20 protein-coding genes are annotated in these 19,702 nt (G+C 37.8%); 9 read left to right on the forward strand and 11 right to left on the reverse strand.

The features are described 5' to 3' along the window. The first annotated feature begins 164 nt into the window (after positions 1–164). The 6 genes from ACSLUO_RS15350 (at position 165) to ACSLUO_RS15375 (ending at position 3,906) form a co-directional block, all read left to right on the forward strand. Positions 165–593: a rhodanese-like domain-containing protein gene (locus ACSLUO_RS15350; RefSeq protein WP_448249818.1), complete on the forward strand. Its 429-nt coding sequence runs from the start codon at positions 165–167 to the stop codon at positions 591–593. Positions 594–619: 26 nt separating this feature from the next. After that, a complete protein-coding gene (grxC, locus tag ACSLUO_RS15355) occupies positions 620–874 on the forward strand; it encodes a glutaredoxin 3 (protein ID WP_448249819.1) in 255 nt (84 codons plus the stop codon). Between the two features lie 66 nt (positions 875–940). Beyond that, positions 941–1,435, forward strand: coding sequence for a protein-export chaperone SecB (gene secB, locus ACSLUO_RS15360; RefSeq protein ID WP_448249821.1), 495 nt, complete (start codon positions 941–943; stop codon positions 1,433–1,435). Positions 1,436–1,444: 9 nt separating this feature from the next. Beyond that, complete coding sequence (gpsA, locus tag ACSLUO_RS15365; RefSeq protein ID WP_448249823.1) at positions 1,445–2,449, forward strand: NAD(P)H-dependent glycerol-3-phosphate dehydrogenase; 1,005 nt, start codon at positions 1,445–1,447, stop codon at positions 2,447–2,449. A gap of 3 nt (positions 2,450–2,452) precedes the next feature. Beyond that, a complete protein-coding gene (locus tag ACSLUO_RS15370) occupies positions 2,453–2,917 on the forward strand; it encodes a tRNA (cytidine(34)-2'-O)-methyltransferase (RefSeq protein ID WP_448249825.1) in 465 nt (154 codons plus the stop codon). A gap of 107 nt (positions 2,918–3,024) precedes the next feature. After that, positions 3,025–3,906 carry a cation diffusion facilitator family transporter gene (locus ACSLUO_RS15375; protein ID WP_448249827.1) on the forward strand — a complete coding sequence of 294 codons (882 nt, stop codon included), beginning with the start codon at positions 3,025–3,027 and terminating at the stop codon, positions 3,904–3,906. 7 nt (positions 3,907–3,913) lie between these two features. On the opposite strand, the gene ACSLUO_RS15380 is transcribed toward ACSLUO_RS15375, so the two are convergent. The 3 genes from ACSLUO_RS15380 to ACSLUO_RS15390 are packed head-to-tail and all read right to left on the reverse strand — an operon-like array spanning position 3,914 to position 7,022. Beyond that, complete coding sequence (locus ACSLUO_RS15380; protein WP_448249829.1) at positions 3,914–4,924, reverse strand: alpha/beta fold hydrolase; 1,011 nt, start codon at positions 4,922–4,924, stop codon at positions 3,914–3,916. 10 nt (positions 4,925–4,934) lie between these two features. Next, positions 4,935–6,323 carry an ATP-binding protein gene (locus tag ACSLUO_RS15385; protein ID WP_448249831.1) on the reverse strand — a complete coding sequence of 463 codons (1,389 nt, stop codon included), beginning with the start codon at positions 6,321–6,323 and terminating at the stop codon, positions 4,935–4,937. Positions 6,324–6,326: 3 nt separating this feature from the next. Further along, positions 6,327–7,022, reverse strand: a complete 696-nt coding sequence (locus tag ACSLUO_RS15390; RefSeq protein WP_448249833.1) for a response regulator — start codon at positions 7,020–7,022, stop codon at positions 6,327–6,329. 207 nt (positions 7,023–7,229) lie between these two features. Here ACSLUO_RS15390 and ACSLUO_RS15395 point away from each other — a divergent pair, with 207 nt between their 5' ends. After that, positions 7,230–7,733 (forward strand): Spy/CpxP family protein refolding chaperone, encoded by a 504-nt coding sequence (locus tag ACSLUO_RS15395; RefSeq protein WP_448249835.1) that lies wholly within the window; start codon positions 7,230–7,232, stop codon positions 7,731–7,733. On the opposite strand, the gene ACSLUO_RS15400 is transcribed toward ACSLUO_RS15395, so the two are convergent. From ACSLUO_RS15400 to rsgA, 5 genes are all read right to left on the reverse strand, one after another. Beyond that, complete coding sequence (locus ACSLUO_RS15400; protein WP_448249837.1) at positions 7,730–9,772, reverse strand: M56 family metallopeptidase; 2,043 nt, start codon at positions 9,770–9,772, stop codon at positions 7,730–7,732. The genes ACSLUO_RS15395 and ACSLUO_RS15400 overlap by 4 nt on opposite strands. A 31-nt stretch (positions 9,773–9,803) precedes the next feature. Continuing rightward, entirely contained in the window at positions 9,804–10,190 is a 387-nt protein-coding gene (locus ACSLUO_RS15405) for a BlaI/MecI/CopY family transcriptional regulator (RefSeq protein ID WP_448249839.1), read from the reverse strand. Between the two features lie 147 nt (positions 10,191–10,337). Further along, positions 10,338–11,075 (reverse strand): glycerophosphodiester phosphodiesterase, encoded by a 738-nt coding sequence (locus ACSLUO_RS15410; RefSeq protein WP_448249841.1) that lies wholly within the window; start codon positions 11,073–11,075, stop codon positions 10,338–10,340. Between the two features lie 22 nt (positions 11,076–11,097). After that, positions 11,098–11,964, reverse strand: coding sequence for an archaetidylserine decarboxylase (asd, locus tag ACSLUO_RS15415; protein WP_448249843.1), 867 nt, complete (start codon positions 11,962–11,964; stop codon positions 11,098–11,100). Positions 11,965–12,011: 47 nt separating this feature from the next. Then, positions 12,012–13,049: a small ribosomal subunit biogenesis GTPase RsgA gene (gene rsgA, locus ACSLUO_RS15420; protein WP_448249845.1), complete on the reverse strand. Its 1,038-nt coding sequence runs from the start codon at positions 13,047–13,049 to the stop codon at positions 12,012–12,014. 168 nt (positions 13,050–13,217) lie between these two features. On the opposite strand from rsgA, the gene orn reads away from it, so the two are divergent. Next, entirely contained in the window at positions 13,218–13,763 is a 546-nt protein-coding gene (gene orn / locus ACSLUO_RS15425) for an oligoribonuclease (RefSeq protein WP_448249847.1), read from the forward strand. Between the two features lie 23 nt (positions 13,764–13,786). Here orn and ACSLUO_RS15430 read toward each other — a convergent pair whose 3' ends face one another. Then, entirely contained in the window at positions 13,787–14,806 is a 1,020-nt protein-coding gene (locus tag ACSLUO_RS15430; RefSeq protein WP_448249849.1) for an MJ1255/VC2487 family glycosyltransferase, read from the reverse strand. A gap of 30 nt (positions 14,807–14,836) precedes the next feature. Next, positions 14,837–15,358 (reverse strand): phosphatase PAP2 family protein, encoded by a 522-nt coding sequence (locus tag ACSLUO_RS15435; RefSeq protein ID WP_448249851.1) that lies wholly within the window; start codon positions 15,356–15,358, stop codon positions 14,837–14,839. 207 nt (positions 15,359–15,565) lie between these two features. Between ACSLUO_RS15435 and ACSLUO_RS15440 the strand changes: the two genes are divergently transcribed. Next, entirely contained in the window at positions 15,566–19,081 is a 3,516-nt protein-coding gene (locus ACSLUO_RS15440; protein WP_448249853.1) for a hypothetical protein, read from the forward strand. A gap of 115 nt (positions 19,082–19,196) precedes the next feature. Here the strand turns inward: ACSLUO_RS15440 and ACSLUO_RS15445 are convergent, their stop codons facing one another. Then, complete coding sequence (locus tag ACSLUO_RS15445) at positions 19,197–19,598, reverse strand: SMI1/KNR4 family protein (RefSeq protein WP_448249855.1); 402 nt, start codon at positions 19,596–19,598, stop codon at positions 19,197–19,199. Between the last annotated feature and the right edge of the window lie 104 nt (positions 19,599–19,702).

A 19,702-nucleotide genomic window follows, 5' to 3' on the forward strand; every position in this document is an offset into this window, starting at 1 on the left:
TTTACACTATCTGAAAGTTTAAATTGGTTATTATCATGATAAGGATTGTCTATACCTGCAAGCGTGCAAGCAGAACGATTTTAGAGATGAATTTAGCAGTTTTGTAATCGCTTTTTAATCTGTATACTGTAGCCAATTTTTTTGACTATGTGATTCATTTATTTATGGAACAATTTATTACTTTTGCTGGTAACCATCCGTTATTAAGTGCAATTTGGGCTGTGTTAGTTGTTTTGATTATTTTCACGACAATTAAGATGAAGCTTTCTCCGATCAAACAACTTTCACCACAAGAATTAACTTTTTTGGTGAATCGTGAAAATGGCGTTGTCATTGATATTCGTTCAGAAAAAGACTTTAAAGCTAGCCACATTGTTGATGCGGTGCATTTTGCCAATGATAAAGTGAACAATAATGACTTTGTTAGCCTTGAAAAATATAAAGACAGACCCATTATTGTTGTATGTGCCGCAGGTATGACCGCTGGTAAAGCGTCATCGGCATTATTTAAAGCGGGCTTTGCGAATGTAAACGTGCTTAAAGGCGGCTTGAACGCTTGGTTAAGTGCAGGTTTACCGCTTGCGAAAAAATAAACGGCTCATTCAAATAGAGATAAATTATGGCAACTGTTGAAATTTATACCAAAGGGCATTGCCCATATTGTCACCGGGCAAAAATGTTATTAGACGACAAGCAAGTGAGTTATCAAGAATATAAAATTGATCAACAACCTGATTTACGTCCTGAAATGATAACGCGTAGCCATGGTGGTATGACAGTGCCACAAATTTTTATTAATGATCAGTCGATCGGTGGTTGTGATGATTTATTTGCTTTACATGCCGCGGGTAAACTAGATGCCTTATTAAGCTAAAATTAAGGCTAAACATAATTAACATAAAAAGCTGAATGAAAAACTTCAGCATAATAGGAAGTAACAATGTCTGACGAAATTAAAAACCCAGAAGCTGGTCAAGCTCAAGAGCCACAATTTGCTATTCAACGTGTATACATGAAAGATGTATCTTTTGAAACACCAAACTCACCGGCTATTTTCCAAAAAGAATGGAAACCAGAAGTACAGTTAGACTTAGATACTAAATCTGCAAAAATTGCTGACAATACTTATGAAGTGATTCTTTCATTAACCGTAACAGTTAAAGTAGAAGATCAAACTGCCTTTTTAGCGGAAGTACAACAAGCGGGTATTTTTACTATTGGTAATATGCCTGAAGCACAATTAGCACATACTATTGGTGCTTTTTGCCCTAACACTTTATTCCCTTATGCTCGTGAATCAATTGCTAGCTTAGTAAACCGTGGTTCATTCCCACAATTAAACTTAGCACCAGTGAACTTTGATGCATTGTTTGCTTCTTATGTGAAACAACGTGCCGCTGAAGCAAATGCACCAGCAAGTCAAGAAACTCACTAGTTAATACTTATGTCATCAGCTGAAATAACGGTTTTAGGCGCAGGTTCTTATGGTACTGCGCTAGCATTTTGTTTAGCTAGAAATGGTCATCGTACCTTAATGTGGGGGCGTGATGCCGCTCATATTCATGCGATGGCTGAGTCTCGTTCAAACGAAAAATATCTACCTGGGTTTACTTTTCCTGAGTCGTTAGCGTTAGAAGCTGACTTAAGTAAGGCACTACAAGCGAGCAATAATATTTTGTTGGTTGTGCCATCGCACGCTTTTGCCGATACCTTAACTAGTATTAAGCCGCATTTAACCAAAAACAGTCGGATAGCATGGGCCACTAAAGGGCTAGATCATCAAACTGGCCGTTTATTACAAGATGTTGCTCGTGATATTTTAGGTGATGATATAGCTTTAGCTGTGTTATCAGGACCAACGTTTGCAAAAGAAATGGTTGCCGGTATGCCAACCGCGATAGCTGTTGCTTCAACAGATGATGCCTTTGCTGAAGATATTACCCGTTTATTGCATTGTGAAAAATCGTTTCGGGTTTATCGCAATACCGATTTTATTGGTATGCAACTCGGTGGTGCGGTTAAAAATGTGATTGCAATTGCCGCAGGTATTGCTGATGGCATTGGTTTTGGTGCCAATGCTAGAACAGCCTTGGTTACACGTGGTTTAGTTGAAATGACTCGTTTAGGCGTTGAGCTTGGTGCCGACCAAAATACTTTTATGGGCATGGCCGGGCTTGGTGATCTGGTACTCACTTGTACTGATAATCAATCGCGTAATCGTCGTTTTGGTTTAGCATTAGGCAAAGGCTCAAGTGTTGAACAAGCGATGACAGATATCGGCCAAGTGGTAGAAGGTTATCGTAATACCCGTGAAGTACATATGCTAGCAGCGCGATTAGGCGTTGAAATGCCAATTGTTGAACAAGTTTATCAAGTGTTATATCAAGGTAAATCTGCGTTATTGGCAGCACAAGATTTATTAGCCCGATCACCAAAAATAGAATCATAAGCTATGTTTCATATTGCTTTATTTGAACCGCAGATCGCACCTAATACTGGTAATATTATTCGCTTAGCGGCGAATAATGGCGCTACCTTACATATTATTGAGCCAATGGGCTTTAATTTAGAAGAAAAGGGGTTACGCCGAGCGGGTCTTGATTATCATGACTTAGCCAACTTAACTATTCACAAAAACTATCTTGAATTTGCCGAGGCAATGGCTGGTAAAAATATTTATGCTTGTACGACTCGGGGCACAAAATATTATACCGACGTTACTTTTTCACCGGATGATGTTTTGTTATTTGGCGCTGAAACACATGGCTTAACTCCTGATGTACATGAGCTTATTCCAGCAGAAAATAAAATCTTAATTCCAATGGCGGCTAATAATCGTAGTTTAAACTTATCTAACTCGGTTGCTATTATTAGTTATGAAGCTTGGCGTCAGCTAGGTTTTCAAGGCGCACAATAGTTATTTCTCCATACCTTTAAATTAAGCTGACGTTATACCTTTATCATCTTTAGTTGATATCGGTATATACTGATTATTAAGGCTTAATTTAATTTATTCAACGTTCTATGACCTCTGATCCTCAATACAAAAAATGGGTAAGCCTAGCGGCTTGGCTTGCTTCAGGTACCGCTTTTATTTTAGTCATGCTGAAACTGTATGCTTGGTTAGTAACTGATGCTAGCGCTATGTTAGCAAGTGCAACAGATTCGTTGTTAGACTTGTTTGCTTCTTTAATGAGTTTAGTGATCCTTCGCTTTGCATTGCAGCCGCCTGATGAAGAGCATAAGTTTGGTCATGGCAAAGCGGAAAGTTTAGCGGGTTTAGTGCAATCAGCTTTTGTTATGGGCTCTGCTGCTTTATTGATGATTAATGGTGTTGCCCGCATTATAAATCCCGTGATGATTGAAAAAACCAATGTTGGTATTGCGGTAACGATTTTTACTATTTTTATGACCTTAGCCTTGGTGGTCGTACAAAAACGGGTCATTGCAAAAACGCAGTCGGTGGCAATTAGCGCAGACTCGTTACATTACCAATCGGATCTTATTCTTAATTTAGGGGTATTGGCGGCCCTGTTATTAAGTGAAAACTATTGGCTTAGAGCCGATGGTTTTTTTACTATGTTGGTAGGTAGTTACTTACTTTATGGTGCAATAAAAATAGTATGGATAAGCGTTAATCATTTAATGGATCATGAGTTACCGGAGGAAGAAACCGCTAAAATTAAACAAATTGTAGATAAACACCCGCATGCTTTGGGCTTGCATGACTTACGTACACGCCAAGCCGGTAATATGAAATTTATTCAATTTCATTTAGAGTTTGCTGATCATCTATCATTAAAAGAAGCGCATGCCATTGGTGACAAAATAGAAGCAGAAATATGTGCTGAATTTGCGTCATGTGAAGTGTTTATTCACCATGATCCACAATCTGTTGTTGCTTGAGTTAGTTTTATTGGCTGTGTTGATTAAACCAAGCTAAACAATGCGCTATTGCCGGTTGGCGATATTGATCTTGTTCAAAAAATAATTCGTGCCATGCCCCTTCAACGACAAGCGGTTTTTGTTCAGGACACTGTTGTGGCAGTTGCTGGTGTAATTGCTGACAAAACTCATTTTGCGCTTGATTATCGACTATGGTGTCAGCTCCCGCTTGCATCACGCTAATGGGGGTTGATAATTTATCTAATTGTTTAAAAATTTTTTCTTTAATTTGATGGGCTTGTTTTAACCATTGAGTTGTCACACCACCTAACTGTACCGATTTTTCTTTTTGATATAACTCTTTAAAAATTTGGTAGCGGGTTTGCGAGTGCGATAATTTATTATCTTCAAATGCTTTAAAGTCATGGTTTTTTTGGCCGGGGAAATAACACGCGGTATTAGCGAATATTTTTTCAATTTTGCTGGTAAAACAGATCAAACCATTGGCAATTTGTGGTGAAATTTTACCGGTATTAATCGCAAACATCGGGGAAGATAATACTGCAGCTTGTATTTTATCAGCATGTTCGGCTAAGTATAAACAACTGATGGCACAGCCCATAGAGTGAGCTAATAAATAAGGTTTAGTTCCCTCTACGCAATGGGGCAAAACATAGGTATTGATAAAGGTATTAAGGTCGGCGGCATAATCTTCAAAGTTATTAACATAGCCCTTGTGTGGGTTATCCAACATGCGTTCAGACAAGCCTTGGCCGCGGTGATCTAAAATAAAAATATTATAGCCTTGCTGAGCAAAGTCATAGCTAAGTTCTTGATATTTTATATAGCTTTCTGAGCGGCCGGGTACTATTACTAGGTTTTTATGCTGGTTGGCTTGACAAAAAATGGCAAAGTTAATGCGAATATCATCCACCCCTTGAAAAGATGAAAAAGTCCCCGTTTGCCAAAAACGGTTAATTTCATTTTTATACCTTTTCGGTAATGTTTGTTCGTTAGTTATTGACTGAGTGATTTCCATATCACGAAACCTAATGCGTAGTTAAAGGAAGTTTAATATGTACGGTTAAGCCGCCATTTTTATTGTTTTCAGCGATTATTTTCCCTTGGTGTAATTCTATAGCTTGTAATGCTATTGCTAAACCTAAACCAGTACCACCCGACTCTCTATCACGGGCATCAGCAACACGATAAAAGGCTTTAAATAGTTTTGGCAAGCTTTCTTCTGGTACACCAGTTCCCTGATCGGAAAACGATAAGTCTATAGTATCGTTAGAAATTTTTAGTGCAACTGTAATTTCACTGTGTGCGGGAGAATATTTCACGGCATTGTTCAAAATATTACTAATGGCACTGGCTAGTAGTTTTTCATCAGCTTTAATTAAAGTATTACTCAGCGGTGGCGCTATGATGGTGACGTTTTTTTCATTAGCAAGATATTGGTAATCATCAATAAGCGTCGTTAATAAATTATCGAGTGATACTTGATTAAAATGTCCTTTTACGGCGCTGTGTTCTAATCGTGATAGGGTTAATACATCAGATAACATATTGTCGAGTTGATCGATTTCTTTTTCACAGCGTGCTAAATGTCGAGCTTGCTCTGTGGGTGAGTGCTGATACCTTTCAACTAAGCCTAACGCCATTTGTAAACGAGTTAACGGCGAACGCAGTTCATGAGAAACATCGCCTAATAAACGCTGGTGGGCAGTAATACTGTTTTCTAACTGTGAGGCCATGGTATTAAAACTAACGGCGACAGCACCAAGCTCATCTCGGCGTAGTGCTTCTTTATCCAAACGGGTTGATAACTCGCCTTTACCAAAACTTAATGCCGCATTTTGAATGCCAATAAGCGGCTTACTTAAATTTTTTGCTAATAACCAACATAAAATAAAGCTAATACAGATAACAATTAAAATACGTAACCAAAGTGGAAATTGTTTCATAAAAAAATGTAAACGTTGGCTAGCATTGTCGGTCGCAATAAATAAGTGGTAATCAATACCGTGTAATCTCACTGTTCTTGGCCCAGAAAGACGGGTATACGGAAACTCGATACTGACCATGGCAACAAAATCGTTTTCAATAATATAATCTTTTATTTTCAGCCAAGGAAAATCATTAGGTACTAATACTTCGTTAGTTGTGAGGTTTTTTAAAATCAGATGATTACCTGAACGGTGATAAAAGCGGCTTTGCTCTTTTTGAATGTTAACGCCTTTTTTTTCACCGAGCTTATGTGCGGTAATTTTTAATAAGCCGCGAGTGTACTTATTCGGAGAGCCGATCGAAGAAGAGTTACCAAATTGTAAGGTAATAAAATAAGTGATCACCACAGAAGAAATAATGATCAGCCATAACCATAAAAATAATTTAACACTAATACTACAAAGAAATTTTTGACATCTTTCAAGCACTACTTACTCTCCCGTTAATAAAATATAACCAGCGCCGCGAATGGTTTTAAATTTGTCGGTTTCGCTAAACTCATAAAGTTTGCGACGAATATTACTAACGTGCATATCAATACTTCGGTCAAATTGAATTAATTTACGCTCTAATACTTGTTCTGAGATCTCATTTTTACTAACAATTTTGCCTTTGTTTTTCATTAAATAGAACAAAATTTGATACTCAGTGCCGGTTAACTCAACTTTATGTTGATGGCAGAATACTTCGCGAGTTGTATGGTTTAATTGAATATGATTAACAACCGTTTGCGCTACTGGATTATCTTGTTGTTTAACAATATCTATACGGCGGAAAATAGCATTAATCCGAGCTAATAATTCTCTATGTTTGAAAGGTTTGGCTAAATAATCATCAGCACCAAGCTCCAAACCTAAGATTCTATCGTTATCGTCACCTTTTGCCGTTAACATTAAAATTGGGGTTTTATGACTGCCACCGAGAGCTTTTAATACTGAAAAACCATCCATTTTAGGCATCATGACATCAAGTAAAATTAAGTCGATATTATCATTGTATGCTTGTTCAAGACCGCTTAAGCCGTCATGGCATGCGGTGACTGTAATGTCTTCAGTTGAGAGGTACTCGGTTAACAATTCGGCTAACTCTTTGTCGTCATCAATTAATAATATATTTTTGTGTTTCATTGCCGAGCTCTACAATAATATGGAAATATTGTTAGTTTACAGGACAAAAACAAAAAAGGATAAAAAGCGAATAACCTTTACATAGCTTTACATAGCCTTGACTCATCTTTGCATAACTTTCCATATACTGAACATAGCTGTTAACTAACCTGAACTCAGGATAAATATCCATTAGCAGCATCAAATTTATTAAATGAGGAAGCGACTATGTCAATGAAACACAAATTAACTCAACCTTTTAAAGTGTCTATTTTAGCCTTAGCTCTAGCGGGTGCTGGCGTGTTATCAACGAACCTGAGCGCGAATGAATTAAGTGCTGACAATACGGTAAAAGAGCAACAGCATCAACATCATAAAAAGGGTATGAAAAAAGGGCATCATAAAAAAGCGATGGCCAAAATGTTCAAACGCTTAGGTTTATCTGAAGAGCAAAAAACGCAGATGAAAGCGCTTAGAGAGCAATCTAAAGTGGAAAAAGAACAATATGAAACTCAACTGACTGAGTATAAAACAAAAAGAAAAGCCTTAATGTCTGCAGAAGCGTTTGATGAAGCGGCATTTAGTAATTTAAATGCAGAATATCAAAATACGTTTGCACAATTAGCGTTATTAAAAGCAAAAACAAAGTTTGCGATGAAAAGCGTTTTAACGGATGAGCAATTAGCTAAGTTAGAAAAAGTTAAGCGCCGAGGCCGAGGCGGTAGATCTTAATAGCGCTCATTAAGATTAAATGAGAATATTTTGCTCATGGTACTTTCTACCGGTTGACCGTCTTGTTCAGCAGGTAGAAATTGCCATTGTTCCATGGCTTTAATGATGGAGTTTTTAAAGTAACTGGCTTTGGTTTTTTCTTCTATTTGAATATTTTTCACTTTCCCATCTTTATTAATCGAAAAGTTTACTAATAAATCTAATTCTAATTTTTTGCGTTGAGCCCAGCTTGGGTATTTAGGATCAACAATATTAACTAACTTTGCTGATTTGTAGCTGCTTAGCTGAGCAACTTTACTGCTTTTACCAGTAAAGTTGTTTTTGTTTGGCTGTTTATTACGTTGTTCAAATTGAGTAATTGGATCTTGATACGTTAAAGGTTGTGATAATGCTTGTAACTCTTGCGCGTATTTATTTACGGCCTTATTTTTAGTCGCAATGGTAGCGATATTCGCTTGTTCAGTCAGCGGTATGTTTGTTATTTGTTCTGTTGTTATTTGCTCAATGCTGGCCTTTTTAACCGGCGTTTTGTTTTTAACATTTTGCTGTGGTGCTAACTTGGCGACTTGCGTTTTAGTAGTTAATACGGTCTTATTTTTCTGTGCCGGAATAACCGTATTAGTTGCCGGTTTTAGTGCCGACGGACTCGTTAATTTAGGCGCAGTAGCTTCTGCTTTATTTGCCATTTGACTAACAACTTTGGGCGCTTTATTTACTGTGTTTTTAGGTAAGCTTGATTGTTCAATAGTTGTTTTTACTGAACTTGTATTGCTAACGGCAGCTACTTCAACAGGGTTTTCCAATAAACCTTGTGGTTGCTTGGTGGTATTGGTAACAGGCGCATCAATTGGGGTTGTGGTAGTTAGCTCAGTCGCTGTTTCTGATGTGCTTACAGATTGAGATGCCATTGATGACGTTAACTGGCGATTGCTTGAATTGATTGGAGGTGAAATTTTAGTATCAATTTGCCCCATTTCAATTAAGTTACTCGTCGGCGCTGAGTTACTACTCATATCAAGATAAGTTAATTGCGCTAACTCTCTTGAAGTAAGTAATAAAAATGAGCAAACAATAACAACAGAAACTAACCACTTACTTTTATCATAAGCTGTTGTACAACTATGGTGATTAACTAAACGTAATACCCGTTGTTTTAAATCACCACCTGATGCAGCCATTGCCATAGTTGGAATAGCATGACGGTGTTTATTACATAATGACGCAGTATCGGTAAGTGTATGGGCATAAGCTAATGCATCACCACAGTGTTGTACGGCAATATCATCACTACAATATTCACGTTCAATTCGCATTTGTTTACTTACCCAAAAAACAGCAGGGTGGAAGAATAAAACAATTTCAACAAACGACTGGATTAAATTGACTAAATAATCATGACGGCGAATGTGCGCTAATTCATGTAATAACAACATGTCTAATTGCGCAGGTGTTAAGCCGGTGATCATCGAGGCAGGTAATAACACTACAGGTTTTATCCAGCCGATCGCCATAGGAACATCGACGGTCAGAGAAACAATTAATTTAGGTGTTTTTTTAATATTAAGCTTATTAACTAACTCATTAAAACGGGCATGTAATTCTACATAAGGCAGAGGCGATTTATGTTTAGGTAATTGATTTACCGAGAACATTTGAAAAATTAATTTTCCGCATAAACATAAAACTGTACTCAACCAAGCAACCGTTAAATAAGGCAACATTGCTAAAATATCAGCGTTGAATGAAGATTCATTCACTAATAACGGCAGGCCCAAGATGTTTTGCTCGTTAATGGCACTGCTATGTTGTTCAATTAAATATTCAGGTTGATAAATAACGGCAAAGGTAATGAAAGGTAGTAGAAAGTTCGCGGTCATCGCGAGGCTAGAGAAAAAATAACGTAATCTTGAATGTTGATTAGCGGTGATCATTAAGGCTGATTTTAAAATCACAGCCACAGCAATACCCTGCCATAAAAAATGGATCAAGGTTAAGGCTATTGATGAAAATAGCTGGCTGTCAATGATACTGTCAAACATCCGTTAGGCTAGTCCATTAAGTAATAGGTTATTATTTTTCTTGCTCTATTTTATTCAGTAATTGACGAATATCATCAATTTCTTGTTGGCTGGTTGACTCGTCAATAGCTCGCATTACTAAATTCGAAGTTGAGCCACCAAAGGCTTTGCTGACTAAATCTTGTAATAACGATGACTGTGTATGCGTTTGGCTATTAGCCGGCGCATAAACGTGTGCTCTATTGCTTTCATCACGAATAACTAACGCTTTTTCGTGCATGATCTGTAATATTTTTAATACCGTAGTATAACCAGTTTTTTGTGTTGAACTGACTGCATCATGAATTTCACGAACGGTTGCAGGGCCAATTGACCACAAAACATTTAATAAGCTTAATTCAGCTTCCGTTGGCTTATTCGTTGATTTACTTCGAGCCATTAAGGTTTCCTATAACAAATTAATCAATAAAATGAGGTGAAAATAGCGATAAAAGACTACTTTCGTAGGTTCTATCCTAACGGTTGCACAATCATTGAGCAACTAAAAAATAAGCAAAGCGGTGAAATAGTTTAATCCTTTGTTATCTTAAGATAAGCTGAATTGTCTAGCCTGTAGCGGATAATTACTAAAAATAAAATCTACTTGCCAATGCTGACATTGTTTAATATCGGCTGAAAAATCAACGGTATAAACACCGACTAATAAACCTCGTTGATGAGCATCATCAACCATGGCTTGATTGGTACAATCGACAGCCATATTGACAGCATAAAGATCTAATGTGTTGGTGAAGGCCATTAAATCTTGTGGACAAGAGGCGATCAGCGCGGCAATTTTTAGCTTAGGAAGTTTCTGCTTAATTTGGTGGATAATTTGATGGTTAAACGAGGAAACAATTAATTGCTCGAGCTTAAATTGGTGCTTGTTAATACTGTTTACAATAACTTGGCTGACGTTATCAACAACTTGCGCAATGTTTGCCACTTCAAGGTAAGCCGGTTTAATTTCAATATTGACATCACACTGACCATTAATCACGGCTAAAGCTTGCTTAAGTGTACACAAGGTTTGTCCTTGTCCAACCGGCATGGATAAGACATCAGCGAGTGGCAGATCTTGTAGCCGGCAAGGTGTACTAATACCTTGAGTTTGCATTTGATGGTCAGATAAAAAGCTATCGTGCGCTAAAATTAATTCGCCACTTGGGTGATATTGCACATCTAATTCAATGCCATCACAACCTTGTTCGATGGCTTGACGAAAAGCAAGTAGGGTATTTTCAGGGTATTCACCACTCGCACCACGATGAGCAAATATCTTCATAAATCATCCATTATTGAACGTATTAGCTGATAATATCGGCGTAATGTTCACCTAAGCGAGTAACCGTTTGAGGGCCTGCATTAGGATTAAATTTCACCATGTTGGGGGCAAAAGTAGAAACAACGGTTGAACCGAGTTTAAAACGGCCCATTTCATCACCTTTGTTAAATTTAATCGCCGTGTCGCCTTCGCTTGGATAAGTCCAGCGGAAAATATCTTTACCTGCCGGTGGCGTAATAGTTCCAGCCCATGTGGTTTCAATGCTAGCAACAATCGTTGCCCCGACTAAGACCATGGCTAATTCACCATGTTCGGTGTCAAAAACACAAACAACACGTTCATTGCGTGAAAATAAATTAGGGACATTATTTGCGGTTAATGGATTAACTGAAAATAATTCACCTGGCACATAGATCATTTCTCTTAGTGTAGCTGCCATCGGCATATGAATACGGTGATAATCTTTCGGGGCTAAATAAATACAAGAAAAGCTACCCCCTTGAAATGGTGCTGCTGTTTTTTCATCACCACCTAATAACGATACTAAGCTGTAATTAAAACCTTTTGCTTGAATAAGCTGGCCGTCGACAATATCGCCTTGTTGGCTAATCGCGCCATCAACGGGATAACATAATGTGCTTGGATCGTTATCAATCGTGCGTGCGCCGTCTTCTAATTCACGGGTGAAAAAGTCGTTAAAGGTTTTAAAATCAGTGGCATTTTTTAATTTTGCTTCCGACATATTGATATCGTAAGCTTTAATAAAGCTGTTAATGGCTTTGGTTGTTATCCAACCTGCTTCGGCTGCCGCCAGTTTTCCCACTAAACGTGATAATGCATGTTTTGGCATTGCATATTGCAAAGCAATTTTTAATTTATCAAAAGACACTCTTTTTCCTTAACAGCTAATTTGTATGTTCAGTTAATTGGTTTTAATTATTGGTTGAACCGGGTGGTTTGCAAGCTTTCATTAATACTTTCTAAAATCCGTTGAAAACTGGCTAAACGTTCAGCGTGAATTTGCCCTTGTTCAACGGCGGCAACTAAAGCGCAGCCTGGGTCGGTTTTATGTTTGCAGTCTCGAAACTTACATGTACCTAAATAATCAGCAAATTCAACAAAACCGTCACTGACTTGCTCAGGCGTCATGTGCCAGAGACCAAACTCGCGAATACCGGGTGAGTCAATTAAGTTTCCGCCAGTACTAAAATGATAAAGACGTGCCACTGTGGTGGTGTGTTGACCAAGGCCTGAATTATCTGACACCGCCTGTGTTTGTATTGCTAATTCCGGCATTAAGCTATTGACTAAGGTGGATTTACCAACACCTGACTGCCCCACAAAAATACTGGTTTTATCTTGTAACTGCGTCATTAATTCTTCCATGCCGTTTTGATTTTGGCTGCTGGCGTAAATGACTTGATAACCAATTTGGCGATAAATATCGAGGCTAGCTTCTATTTCTTGGCGATTATCATCAGATAATAAGTCGATTTTATTTAAGACAATAATTGGTGTGATATTGGTTTGTTTTGACGCCACTAAATATCGGTCGATAATATTGCTATTAAATGCAGGTAAAACAGAAGAAATAATAAATATTTGGTTAATATTGGCAGCAATGGGCTTAACACCATCATAAACATCAGGGCGTGATAACATGCTTTCACGCTCTTGTACCGCTTCAATAATACCGCTAATACTATGTTGTTCGGTTGCTTTGCCTTGACGCCAAATAACTTTGTCGCCGCACACTAAACTGCTAATTGAGCGCCGTAAATTACAACGGAAAATCTCACCTGCTTCACTTTCAACATCGGCATGTTGACCAAATCGGCTAATAACAACACCGTGTTGCGCTTCACCTAAATCACTATCTTGCCAACTAATTTGTTCTTTCGATTGAAGTTTTTTTGCTTGGTTCGCTTTAATTCGGCGTACTTGGCCTTTGGTGAGTTTTTTCGATTTAGCCACAATTAATCAACATTGTTAGGGTCATGAAGCAAAGTTCCTGAATAATGAATGGCTATTATACCCAATCATCGTCAAGATGCGAGTTTCAGGGTCTACATTCATTATTTTTGCGGTTATACTGAATTGATTACCGCGTGTTTTAATTTATTTAGTTATTAAGGGAATGTTATGGCGTGTAGCGATACAAATTTAATTTGGCTTGACTTAGAAATGACGGGTTTAGAGCCAGAGACCGATGTTATTCTTGAGATTGCTTCGGTAGTTACCGACAGCCAATTAAATATTTTGGCGAAAGGGCCGGTGTTTGCTATTCATCAATCAGATGAAGTATTAAATAATATGAACCCTTGGTGTATTGAGCATCATGGTCAATCAGGTTTAACACAACGTTGTCGTGAAAGTGCTGTTGATTTACAACAAGCGACAATTGAAACCATTAAGTTTGTTGAGCAATACGTGCCAAAAGGCAAATCACCTATGTGTGGTAATTCTATTGGCCAAGATCGTCGATTTATTAATAAATACATGCCTGACTTTGAAGATTATTTTCACTATCGCAACTTAGATGTCAGCACAGTGAAAGAGTTAGCGCGCCGTTGGAAGCCGGAGGTATTAGACAAAGTTGTTAAAACCGGCGCCCACTTAGCGCTTGATGATATTTTAGAATCAATTGAAGAGCTTAAAGTATATCAACAACACTTTTTTAAACTTTAAAAGTTAACGAATTCTTACCGCTATTAGCTTTGCCATAATGCACTGCTTAACTGTTTTGCATTGTGCCAGCGGTGATTAACAATAGCCTCAGCAATTGCGCCGGCAACATCGGGTAAGGGTTTAGTTACCTGAGGGTTTGTTTGTCGGCACCAGTTTTGAATATTTGGCAAGTTTAAAGCGTCAACTACCGTCGCATAATTTAACTGCTGTAGAGCTAACGCATTAGAGTGTTGCTCCATTTGGCCATTTAATGGTTTAGTTAATAACGGTAAACCTAAATGTAAACATTCACTGATCAGTTCAAAACCACTATTACAAATAACGCCTGATGCTGATTGTAAGTCGGCTTTAAAACCTGCGTAATTGGTTTTTCTCAGCTCAACGTTGGCACAGCTTTGATCACTTAATTCAGGTGAATATTGTAAAAAATTCACCTCGGGTATTTGTTGTAACAGGGTGGTGATTTGTTGCTGGTTTTCAAACGGTAAATACACTAAAACATGTTTTTCCTGACCGCTATTTTTAATGCTAGTATCAATGATCGGCGGTAAAATATTGTCACTGTATTGGTGCCAATGTAAGCCAAAACTATGCTCTGCAGGGGCAAATTTGCGCATAATTAAGCGCGTAAAATAGTTATCGCCAGCTAACGGGGTATTCTCGCCAAAGGCATATTGATGACCGACCCCTAATGCCGGTACTTTTTTCTTTTTTGCGGCCCATGCGGTTACCGGCTCAAAGTCGGTGATCACTAGGTCATAATCTTGGCAATTAAGCTGTTTAATATCTTTAAAAAATTTAAATAGGTTATTTTTTTTTGCGGTTGCTAGGTTATCAACTTTGCCATTTTTAGTGATAAAAGTCAGACCATCATAATGCAAAAAATCACCAAAAATTTCCATATCAAAAAAATCAGCCTTATTACGGCCTGAGAATAAATAAGTCACGGATAATTCTGGGTATTCTGCGAGTTTTTTTGCTAATACTCGGCCGCGTGAGATATGGCCATTTCCTGTCCCTTGTATACCATATAAAATTTTCATTGTTTAACTCATATGATTAATAGAATGTTTTTATAATAGCGATGCCACGGTATAAGCTATGCCTGTACCTAAACAAGCACCGGCTAAAATGTCGGTAGGAAAATGCACCCCTAAAATAACTCGAGAGCTGCCAACAGCGCAGGCCCAAATATATAATGGGTAAGCCGTGCTACCATAATAAGCCGAACATAAACCAGCTAATAAAAATGCCGCCATGGTGTGGCCGGAAGGAAAGCTAAATTGATCTGATGGAGTGACTAAACTTGAGAAAAAAGGGATAACTTCAGGAGGGCGACGTCGTTTTAAGCTGCGTTTTAAGACAAAATATAACGGTCGCTCAATGGCATAAGCCAATAACGTCATCAGTAAAAAAACAGGCCCTGTCTGTGGCTCTGCAATTGCAATTGCACAAGGCAATAATGCTTGCATATAGCCATCGCCAGAGCGAGATATTATTCTAACAAACGCAATAAACCGTCTATAGCTGTGGGAGCGAACACACCAGAGCAATAATTGTAAGTCACGTTTGTAAACATCATTTTTAACGTTCATGCTGATAAATTAATCAGTCAATATGAAATTCTGGTGACACTTATGTGTCGTTTAAGTGAAATGTGAATAATTTCCTGAAAAAATAAAATCGAAAGTTCTATAGACCCTATTGATTCTTCTTTTGAAATCCCTACACTGGTGTTTCGCTATTTATCCGTCGATCAAAACATGTAGATTAAAATTAATCTAAGACATGTGGAAGGGAATATGACCACCAAGCCGTTTTTTCATCAGCAATTTTATCGTGCTTATTTTTTATTATTTTTTATCTTAATTTTGTTAGCTAGCGCTACTTTTGGCTTGTTCAAAGTGCGCGAACATAATTTTCAATTACAATTAAATAACCGTTTACCGCAACTTGAAAAAAGTCAAAGCCAGCTGAGCCTAATACAACAAGCACAAAATAACTTGCATCATTTGGCGACCCAAAAAATAGCAACTGAGTTTATTGAACAGCATGGTGAATTAGAAAAAAAATTAACCTTGCTTGCACAACAAAGTGATAAATTTACTTTGTCAGATTTTCCCTATTTGGCAAATAAAACCGAAGCACAACAGATTATTCGTATTGCTGGCAAAGATAGCTACAATCAACAATTGTTAGAGCAAGCAGGGCGTGATATTACTCAAATTCTTACTGGTTTTAGTCATTTGTTGGCGTTAAAACAAAGTCGCGCTGATGAGCTTTATGCCTTAATCAAAAATGATACCTTGTCAGATAAAACAACCGCTTCAAGAGTGACAGCGTATACGCAATTAATTACAGCTTTAAATCAAGATGGTTTGGCTTATCAGCAACTAGCAGAGATAAATACCTTGTTACCTTTGTTTAATTTACAAAGTGACGAGCAATTAATTGAACATTTATCGGGTTTATCAGCAAAATTTTTTACCTGGTTTGAAGCCAATAACAATAGTATTTCAACTGAAAACCAAGTGTTATTTGGGCAAATTCAGCAATTACAACGATTATTCGCTATTGATGAGCGCTTAATGTCGAAATGGCGTGGTCATCTACGTCTATATCAAGATTATCAACAACTTATACAGCAACAATCGGTTCAGCTTAACCAAGTACTTGAGCAGTTTAGTGTAAGTTTAAAAAAAGCCGACACGCAATTATCGGTTGATGCTTTATTACCTAGCTGGTTAAAACAGCCTCTAAAACAAGCAGGGATTAACCTGTCGCACCAATCGTTACAACTTTTTTTATTTACCGCGATTGGGTTAAGTTTAACGATGTTTTTTTTAGTGGTGTTAAATATTAATCGCCGTATGCAAGTATCTTCACTTACGAATGTAAAGTTGGTTGAAGAGGTTTTGCAAGGGGAAGTAAAAGTTGCCATAGCTTATGCTGAACAGGAAAAAATATCGGCTATGTTAAGTTCAGTGAGCAAGCCTAAATACAACGAAGCTGATGTTGACTTGTTGATTGGTCAACATCAACAGATGCTCAGTGATTTAGCTAAATATCATCAGGTGGTTTCTTGGCAACAGCAAGATATTACCACAGCAAAAAGTATTAAAGATTTGCTAGCTCAAGTGATAACGCTTAATCATGACATTTCTTTACGTGGTAATTTTACTGCGAGCTCATGGACGAATTTAATAACTAGCGCACGTCAAGTAAAAACCACAGGTGCCCAAGCAGCTATTGTGTTAACAACCGTTACGGGTGAAAAAGTGCAATGCCTGCTTAATTATCAAGATGGATTTTTAGGTAGTTTGAGCCTAGTACATGATACCGACAATAAGCTAATAACTGAGCAAGTTGAAAAAACTACTCAAGCGCTGGAACAAAATAAAAAACAAGCGTTAGAGCAGCAGCTAGGTTTGGCAAGAACGTTAAACGATAGTGTGGTCAAAGCCATGTTACAAAGCCAAGCTGAATGTTTAACACGAAAAACACCAAGCTCTAGTTTATATCGTCAGCTACATCGTTTATTAGTGTGGGGGCAAGAAACGGAATTACAGAGTTATATTACAGCCGATAAATTCCAACTTCAATTAACTAATACTTGTTTACAAACCCAGATATTAACTTGTTTAGCTAATTTAGCGGTGGAAACTAAAGGGCAAAAAAATAATGCACAATTGTTAGATAAACTACCACATTTATGTCATGTGCAACTTGATAGCCAATTATTTAATGCGGCGATGTTAATGGTGTTACGAGTCATGCTAGCGGGGCAACGCCATAGTCAATTGTTATTAACCACCCAATTGCAGGATAAAAATGCTGGCCAATATGTGGTGAGTTATCACTTTCATTTAACGGTTGAAGGGAAATTAAAAAATATTCCGCTGGTATTGTCGAATTTATTGGCCGAACAACAAGTGGCGGATGAGCTTGAATCGCCAATAACTAGATTATTAAAAGCGCTTTTTCAACGTTTGCATGCCAATGAATTTGTGATTGAGCAAAAAGATAATGGTTATCAATTTACTGTTAATATGCCACATGCGCTTAGCCAGCAACAAAAAGAACAAAAGCCAGTCGGTAATAAAGCGATTGATTTTACTAATAAACACTTTTTATATTTAGCGGATAAGCTTGATGATTGCGTCACACAAAAGGTGATTGAGCAAGCACTGGCTGATGGTCAAGCGAGCGTGACGACAGCACAGAATATAAAACAAACTTGGCCGTTATTAGCGCTTGAAGCGTTAAAGCTTAGTCCGATCCATGTGGTTATCCTTACCGAGCGAAGTTATTTATTGGAATTAACAAGTCATATCGACCACTTACCACCAGCATACCAGCCGAAAGTGTATTTAATTGAAGGTTCAGTAAAAACCGCATCAGATAATAAAGTTGATGAACTTTATAGCCTATTAGCCCTACCTTTTGATAAATATATGTTTAATCAAGGTGTTGAACAGATACTTGCGGAGTCAGTGACATCGAATCAAGTGGATGTTGGCCAAAACTTATCGCTAGTTGATTATCAACGTACAGGGATTGAAGTTTTAATGGCAACTAGCAATTTCAGCCAATACAGTGTTTTGATTAAACTGTTAAATGTTATGGGTTTTAATCTGACCTTTGTTAGTAACAGTGATGAAATGCTGACCCAATGGGCAAGTGGTCGTCATTTAATTTTAATCTCAGATTTTGCAACATCGCCAATTATTGAATTGCGTAATGGTAAACAAGTTCAGCGCGGGATTATTGGTTGCTCTGCTGAACATGTTGCTCAGTGGCAAACAGAAGCCGTAGATAAACATTGGCAAATTAGCAGCTTACCTGAGCAATTGACGGTAAAAGCGTTGAGCGAATTATTGGCAACTTGGTTGGTGGTGAAAGACAAACCTGTTGCGATAGCTCCAGCACCACTGGCTATTCCAACGCGCAATAATCAAGTATTAGAAGCGGCTATTGCTTTTGAAGATTTACCACCTGCCTTTGATTTGAAAAAGTTTGCCGATAACCAAGCAGGCTCAGAGCTGGCGGTTATGATGATGGAAGAATATGTTGGTGAAAATCATCAGCTGGCGTACAAATTAGACTATGCTATTTCGGTAAAATCACAAGAACAAATTAATATTCATTTATCTCAGTTGCTCATTAATGCCAAAGTCATGGCGGCACAAGGGATGTTAGTTGCTTGTCAGCAAGTGCAAGCGACAATAGAGCAACAAGATTATCAGCAAGCTAAAAACTTAATGATAGCACTACATGATGAAATTGAATTAGTGGCGCAATATGCTGAGGCGATTTAGATCATCGCTAGAAGCTGTAAGCGCCTCACTAAGGGGCTGATAATGCTTGGCTAAAATGTGAAGCGGAGCGAAACCGAGCCAAGCTTTAGCTGCTTTAACGATTTGTTATATGGCGCTAACTTTTAAGCCATACGTCATTTACCCAATCCCAAATACTATCCCAAGATTCATCTACTACGCCATTATGAGACCAAAAAACTATTCGACCATCAGGTTTCATGCAATAAAAGTCACCATTATCGTAACAAATAGGAATTAGATTATTGTCGACTCCGCATGTTCTGGCATCATCCAGAACCGTTTTAAAATATGTGTAACATGAAGGGTCAGCAATAGTTACAGGTTCAATGGTCCCAAAGACCACATCGCTAATTTTTAGCAAGTATTCTTTAAAATCGGAGGGGAAATTTATATTAAGTTCTTTTTCTAAAGTTAAAACTTCAGTTTCAGAAGGCAACCGCATTGGAATTAGCACTTCCTCATTATTTTCCCTCAAAATTTTGATTAGATCATCCATACTTATTTAGCCATATAACGCTTTGCTAAGCGGCAATAAAATAGCTGGCTAAAATTGGCGAGGAACGAGCAAAAGCCAACTGTTTTTTGTCCGTTTAAGCAACT

This window comes from Thalassotalea agariperforans, from assembly GCF_053470345.1.